Below are 7,474 nucleotides of genomic sequence, written 5' to 3'. Positions count from 1 at the left end.
AAGAAGTTCTGTTGAAAGATGTAATAGCAGGCTAAAAAAATATCTAAATTTAGATAATCTCAGATCTAAAGGTATAAAGAAGGCTAAAGTTCATGCATTGCTTAACTGTATAGCCTTAGTTGCAGGAACTATTGCATTGAATATAGGTGTATCTGCTAGCAAAGCTGCTTAACGATAAAAATTTAAAAATATTATAGAGAATGGAGGATGTTGTTCTAGATAACAAAATTTAACCTTTTTTAAAATCTCATTTATAATGAGTTAGATTTTCTATGCTCTTTTTTTGATAAATATAAAAACTTAATTATGCAATTTCCTCAGTTAATAAAAAATCTTTCTTAAGATAAGAAAACTTTTCAATTTTTATTGTTAATAGTTCAATATATTTACTAAAAAATTTTTCTTTAAAACTTAAAGGATAATTTTTATGATTATTTCTATATGTAAATGGCTGCTTTAAATAATAATTCCATACAAAAATTACAAAAGAAATAATAGCTATTAAAAACAATCCTTTATTCTCATTAACAAACATATTATTTAAGTAACTTTCTATTTTTGTGATAAATAATAATAAACTAGAAAAATTATGGTTTATACTATCAATAAATATAATTTTAATAGTTTCTAGAGAATAATTGGAAATATTTTTTATTCTTATAATCATGTCAACAGAAATTATTGAAATGCCGTATACAAATATAATCAAAAAAAACGATCTTAACACATACTTAATTTCTATTATACAATTTGATAATATATTATCTTCTATTTCTTTTTTAATATAAACTCCTGATATAAAAAGAAAAATGTTTATTATAATTAGCATAAGAATGTTTATTATTGCTAAAATTAAACTCGTTCTAAAGTATAACATTAAATAAATAGCAATAAATAAAACTTGTAAAGATTCAATAAAAAAATTAATAAGCCCCTTTCCCAAATAAACAAAGTGAATAACCCTATCTGATAAATTTGAATACAAAAAAACATCATTAATGTCTGGTTTTAAAATTTTCCGCGAAAAATTATTCCCTTGAAAAAATGCTAATAGAAAAGAATAAAATAAAACTCCCCAAAAAAAATATCTATAATTAATATATTCACTTAATGCTGTAAATACTAAGCAAACAAGAAAAGCATTAAATAAACTTATTAGTATAGATATTATATAAACAAAAAAATAATTGATTTTATGACCTAAAAATTCTGATACACTTTGAGATAAATTCAAATATTCTTTTCTAAATTCATTTAAAAACATATATTTTATTATAGCCATTTTCCTCATTTTTCTTCTCCTTACTAATATATGTTACCCCTTCCCATACGTTATTATATATATTATCACATCATATTGTATGTTGCTAATATTCATTAAATTATTTAGAGTATTTCTCTATATCTATTATTTTATCGAATTTTATATCCTTGGGAAGTATATGGGAAGCAATCATAAAAGAACCCTTCCATTCATTCATTAAATACTTTGTCAAATAATTTCTCCCTTCAACATCAAGATTATTAAAAGGCTCATCTAAAAGGATAATCGAAGAATTTCTTGCCAATAAAATTGATAAAAAAAGTTTTTGTTTCATACCCAAAGAGTAGTTTTCTACTGGCAAACTCAGACTATCTTCTATAAGAAATTTTCCACAATGATAATTCACCTTTTTTAAATAAGCATTATCCTCATTCCAAAGCAACTTAAAAAATTGTATATTTTCATTCCCCGTCAGAGATTCCAACAAGTAAACTTTATCGGGAATATAAATAATATTTCTTTTTATAATATTAAAAAAAGTAGATTTACCTTTGTATATTAAGGTATAACTTAGATTATCACCACTTATTACATTAGACATTATCTTAAGTAATGTCGTTTTCCCAGAACCATTATTACCTTTTAACCAAATTTTTTCTCCTTGGTTAATAATAAAGTTAAAATTAGTAAAAATAGTTTTATTTTCCTCATAACTATAAGTTAAATTATAAACTTCTAAAAGTTTTTCCATTACAATACCTCTCCCAAAATCATTTTTATATTTATTTTAATTATAAATAAGAAATATTAGTTTCAATCAATGCTGCTACAGCATAAAGAACTAAGCTTACTATAAATGTTACCAGTATAATTTTATATTCTTCGGTCTTAAAATGATTTGTTTTACTATTAATTAACTTTTTTTCAATCCAACTTCGACTCTCAAATCCTAATGCACAACATAAAAACGTCGCCATCATTTCTGGCAAAAAATGAGGAGCTATAGCTGTAATAATTGCATTTAACCCATGTACTCTGATTGCTGAACTTAAAATGTAGCCCAAATAAAATCCATTATATCCAATAATAAATAATCCCCCAATACCTACAGTAATCAAACCTATAAAAATTATTAGTAAACCTACCTTTAAATTATTTAAAAAAATATCCCAAAAATTAAAATACACTTCAACAGTTGATAAGTTTACATTCATACCTAGAACTAAACCAATAATTATACTAACCAAATAAATAACAGTTGATAAACCAATATAAAATTTATATCTTTTTATAACCTCAAAAAGTAAATTCTTCATTTTCATATCTCCTCAAAAGAAATTTAAGGTTATAATTTCCTGAAATTAAAATTATCAAATAAATTAATGAATATACAGTTATTAAAAAAGCATAATCTATACCATGAAAAAATCTAAAAAAACCTGCTAATAACATAATCATGTTAACACTCATATTCAAAATAGAAAAAGGGATGAGACTATAATTTTTCAAAAGGGAATACCCTACTATATCCTCTAATAAATACTGTTCTGAATCAATAGTACCAATGTTATACTCTAATAAAAATACTCTTAACTCACCGCTTAAATAAAACTTCACAAGCAAAATCATTGTAACTTTTAAAAATAATAAACTAAATAATAAGTAAATTACCTTAACCTTTTGAAAATAAGTAAAAATAAGTAACAATGGTATAGCTCTTACCAATAATGGTATGTATAAAATTTTAGTAGCTAGTTTTACTTTTGATAAAAATATTGTTTTGGGTATATTACCATCAGTTCCACGTAATATTGGAATTAGTCTTGAATCTGATCTAAAATCAAAAATATCCTTAATAACTACCTTCAAATTATTTATCAGTCCAGTTATCGATCCCAACATTATTATATGAAAAACAGCAACTGGTATTAGATAATTGTTTATTTGAGAATTTATAGCAATAAAGCCTCCTATCAATATAAAATTTTCTTTAGGAAATATTGAACTAATGGCATCATTTAAGCTCAACTTATAATTTTTTATTATATTTATATCCTTGAAAAATATCGCACTACTAGTTTCTTCCTGTCTTAACATATTTTCTATAATTTTATAGCAAAACACAGAATATTTCGTTTTTCCTTTTGTAGGGCCTCCAATATTTTTAATACCCATATTTTTAGTGATATAAATCATAATTAACAGAAAACATAGTAATAAAATTAGCTTTACAATATTACTTTCTCTTAAGATTATATATAACCATTTATAAATAATGTCAAAAAAATTCCCTATAAAATGCATTTCTGAAACCAACATTCTTTCAAGGGTATCAAAATATTCCCCTGTTAAACCTCCGAAATGATCAATTAAATTCCTCGAAGTGATCATTATTGATATAATATAATTAGTTATAAAATAAGAAATAAATAAAATTATAACTACGTTCGAAATATAAGAAAAGAATGAAATAATAGTATTATTATTATATTCCATTATTCTTCTGATTTTATATATAAGAAAAGAAATACATTCTAAAATTAACAAAATAATTATACCATGAAACCTAAAATATAAACCAATCAAAATATATACAGGAATAATAAAAGCTACCATTTTCATTTTCGATATGAAATAATCTAAAAATATTAAATAATTAGCAAAAACATTTTCATCAGCATAAGCAGTCTTAAAATAATCATATTTAAATCTTTTTAATATACTTTGACCGGATTTAATAAATTGACCAAAATTAATAGATATAATTAGCAAAACAACAATTAAAAAGAATACAACTTCATTAAAATTTAGCCGTAGTTGTAATGCTGCTAATAAAAAAAGTATTAAAGCAATACTTTGATAAAGAATATAAAATGTAAAATATTTTGTTATTTTTAATTTTCTTTTTATAAAAATCATATCTTGTGATACTATATATCGAAACAGAATATAGTTCATTTTTAATTTTTGAATAAAAAACATTTTTGTCCTCCCAAGTACTATTAATCATCTTTAACAAAAAAGCCTTAGCAAGTGGCTAGTTTTAACTTATATTTTTACTAGTCAAGTTAATAAATTAATATATAGCAGCATTTAGAGTTCCATATAGAGCAACACGTCTAATAACTTCAGCCTTAATTGTTGACCAACCAAGCAACAGTATAGAAGTTGCTCCAGAAGATAGAACAGTTGCTAATGCTATTAATACCGTTGCTAATGTTCCTGCATTGAGAATAATATTTACAATTGTCATTGCAGTAGCGGTTGGAATCCCAAGCAAAGCAGCAAGCTTAAGCATCTTAGTATCACCCCCAAAACCAATCTCCTTAAACTTTTTAAGTAAGCCACTTACTAAGACTAAAGTTTATTTTTTTTAGTGATAACTAAAAATAAACAAAACATGTTAATTATAAAAATCAAGAAAAAAAGAATAATAATATATATAATACTTAATTGATAAGCTCTTATAAACAGTGCTCCGATAAATGCTATAGCAAACATAAACATATATAACCAACCAACTGAATTTATCTTTTTCACTAAATCTTACTCCTTTCAAAATGAAATATAGGTTATTACAATATTTAGTATATTACCCAAATATTATATCATTGCTCTTATTTTATTATAATTATATATATATATATATATTGTCAATATTCTTAATATTATTTTTTGGTACTTTCTAAAAAAAATCTTTAAAAAAAGCTATCTAAAGTTTTAAATATGATTTAGATAGCTCTTTTTTTTACTCCTTATTAATTAACACCCTTCTTGGATAAGGTATTTCGATTCCATTTTCTTCAAAGGCTTCTTTAACATAAAGTCTAATTATCCTCTCAATTTTCCACTGTTCCATAGGAGCTGTTTGGGCAACAATCCTAATATTTACTTCACTATCTCCAAAATTCGATACCCCTAAAATTGTCGGTCCTTCCACTACTTCCTGAAACTCTGTTTTTATTTTTTCCATAGTCTCTTCCAATACCTTGAATACCTTGTTTAAGTTTTCTTCATAGGCTACGGGAATATCAACCATTGCCCTCATTTTTCCTAATGATAAGTTTGTTACCTTTTCTACAGTTCCATTAGGGATTATGTGTACTTCTCCAGAAAAATCCCTAAGTTTTGTTACCCTAATTCCAATATCTGTAACTACTCCCGATAACCCAGAAATCTTTACATAATCACCTACAGAATATTGATCTTCAAAAAGGATAAAAAATCCAGTAATTACATCCCTAACTATGCCCTGGGCTCCAAAACCAATAGCTAACCCCACGACCCCTGCACCGGCAAGGAGGGAAGTTGTGCTAAAACCCAACTCAGATAAAATCATCAAAGCTGCAAATAAATATACTCCATATTTTAAAAAGCTCTTAGAGATGGTTAGTAATGTTTTTTGTTTTCTTTCATTCATATACTTTTGACTTGCAAAAAATTTCTCTAATAGTTTATAACCAAGTTTAAGTACATACATTGATAAAATCAAGATTACAATTATTCTAAAAGAATTCTTGATAAAACTAAGAAGTGTATCTATGGAAATCACTCCATCTAAAAAGTTTTGTAAACCTTCCATTTCTATCCCCCTCTATGTTCTTTTTTTATCTCTTCTACTAACTCTGGTCTAGTTAATAAATCAAAGGCAGTTAAAGCTAAAGCCTGGATCCCTTTTATAAACAACTTAAATCCTTCCTCACTACCTGCTGCCTCCTTAAATTCTAAGGTATGGGCAGCTAGGTTTTCTTCACAGATTTTTACAAATGGATGGATTGCCGGAACTACTTGACTAACATTCCCTATATCCAATGATCCGTGTTCTAACCCCTGTTTAATTTCTCCTGGAGAAACCCCTGTTTGAATTAAATTGTTATCAAATAACTGGGAAAGACGGGTATTAGAAATTAGATTATCATAGGACAGTTCATAATTTGATATCTCAACTGTACATCCCGTCGCTAAGGCGGCAGCTTGGGCACAATTTTTGACTTTTTTAATCACTTCCTTTAAACTTTCCTTTTCCTTTGCCCTGACATAGTACCTTGCTTGGGTATGATCTGGGATAATATTCGCCGCTTCTCCACCTTTAGATATGATACCATGAATCCTTATATCACTGGTTAACTGTTGCCTTAATGTGCTGATAGCTACATACATATTTACCACTGCATCAAGGGCATTTATCCCTTTATGGGGTGATGATGCACCATGGGCAGCTTTGCCATAAAAATCAAACTGTAGCGCTTCCATTGCCAAAGAAGTACCACTACTTTCATAGGAACTGGCAGGATGGATCATCATCGCTATATCTACTGAATCGAATACACCATTATCTACCATAATCACTTTCCCACCATCGGTCTCTTCTGCAGGAGTCCCTATTACCATTACCTTACCGCCATATAGATCTACTGCTGCTTTTAAACTAACTGCTGCTAAAACAGCCCCTACCCCTATGAGATTGTGGCCACAACCATGGCCCAATTGGGGTAAGGCATCATATTCTCCTAAAAAGGCTATAATAGGTCCAGGCTTTTCCCCGCCATACCAAGCTGTAAAGGCTGTTTTTAAACCTGCTGTTCCTTTTTCCACTGAAAAGCCTTCAGATTGTAGTTTTTCCGTTAATTTTTCCATTGCTTTATATTCTTGATTTCCCAACTCTGGATTTTCCCATATGTATCTAGCTAATTGGAAATATTCTTTTTCCTTTTCCTTTATAAACTTCAAAATTTTTTCCTTCACAACCATCCACCTACATTCTTTTTATTAGGTTATTAGTTTTATTAAAATCAATAAAAATAATCAAATATTTCAATAAAACTCTTTATCAGTCAACACAGCTTAAGCTATGTTTACTCTGATTGGGTGTAACCCCACACCCTCTATCCCCTCAGAAAATACATTGGGGAATACTTTTTTCATTATTTGATATGCTCCATTTAAATCTGCATTTATTAAAGTGCCATTATTAGACCTAAATAGACCTCTATGGATTCGTCTTGATTTGTTGTAGTTTTCTTTTACAGGCAATTCGTTATCTAAAAATGATGTTCCACTTGTATAACTCTCATCTACAAGTATTACTTTTATTCCTACATTTTCTCCTTTATACATTACCTTTTTTATAAATTCTTGATGTGGTATTCCTACAAATGATTGATTAACTTTTTTACTCATTTTACTTTCCCGTTTCCAGTCTTTGTTAAT

The 7,474-nt window shown here is 27.2% G+C and carries 8 protein-coding genes; all 8 read right to left on the bottom strand.

Going from position 1 to position 7,474, the window contains the following annotated elements; genetic code table 11:
• Positions 1 to 304: 304 nt before the first annotated feature.
• The gene (locus BMX60_RS11120; protein WP_143055935.1) at positions 305 to 1,282 is read right to left on the bottom strand and encodes a hypothetical protein; all 978 of its coding nucleotides are present in this window, start codon (positions 1,280 to 1,282) and stop codon (positions 305 to 307) included.
• A 100-nt stretch (positions 1,283 to 1,382) separates the two neighbouring features.
• Positions 1,383 to 2,015, bottom strand: a complete 633-nt coding sequence (locus tag BMX60_RS11115) for an ABC transporter ATP-binding protein (RefSeq protein ID WP_091351513.1) — start codon at positions 2,013 to 2,015, stop codon at positions 1,383 to 1,385.
• A 40-nt stretch (positions 2,016 to 2,055) separates the two neighbouring features.
• Positions 2,056 to 2,580 (bottom strand): stage II sporulation protein M, encoded by a 525-nt coding sequence (locus BMX60_RS11110; RefSeq protein ID WP_177159797.1) that lies wholly within the window; start codon positions 2,578 to 2,580, stop codon positions 2,056 to 2,058.
• The gene (locus tag BMX60_RS11105) at positions 2,561 to 4,246 is read right to left on the bottom strand and encodes a hypothetical protein (protein ID WP_091351511.1); all 1,686 of its coding nucleotides are present in this window, start codon (positions 4,244 to 4,246) and stop codon (positions 2,561 to 2,563) included. The genes BMX60_RS11110 and BMX60_RS11105 overlap by 20 nt, the downstream gene beginning before the upstream one ends.
• Positions 4,247 to 4,340: 94 nt before the next feature.
• Entirely contained in the window at positions 4,341 to 4,562 is a 222-nt protein-coding gene (locus BMX60_RS11100) for an uberolysin/carnocyclin family circular bacteriocin (protein WP_091351510.1), read from the bottom strand.
• 450 nt (positions 4,563 to 5,012) lie between these two features.
• Positions 5,013 to 5,846, bottom strand: coding sequence for a mechanosensitive ion channel family protein (locus BMX60_RS11090; RefSeq protein ID WP_091351508.1), 834 nt, complete (start codon positions 5,844 to 5,846; stop codon positions 5,013 to 5,015).
• Positions 5,847 to 5,848: 2 nt separating this feature from the next.
• A complete protein-coding gene (locus BMX60_RS11085; RefSeq protein WP_091351507.1) occupies positions 5,849 to 7,009 on the bottom strand; it encodes a M20 family metallopeptidase in 1,161 nt (386 codons plus the stop codon).
• A 99-nt stretch (positions 7,010 to 7,108) separates the two neighbouring features.
• On the bottom strand, positions 7,109 to 7,474 hold a 366-nt coding region (locus tag BMX60_RS11080), incomplete at its 5' end, for a zinc ribbon domain-containing protein (protein WP_143055934.1).

The sequence above is a fragment of the Anaerobranca gottschalkii DSM 13577 genome, from assembly GCF_900111575.1.
Taxonomy (GTDB): Bacteria; Bacillota; Proteinivoracia; order Proteinivoracales; family Proteinivoracaceae; genus Anaerobranca; species Anaerobranca gottschalkii.
Note: the sequence above shows the minus strand (reverse complement) of the source record. Positions and strands in the feature narration are given on the sequence as shown.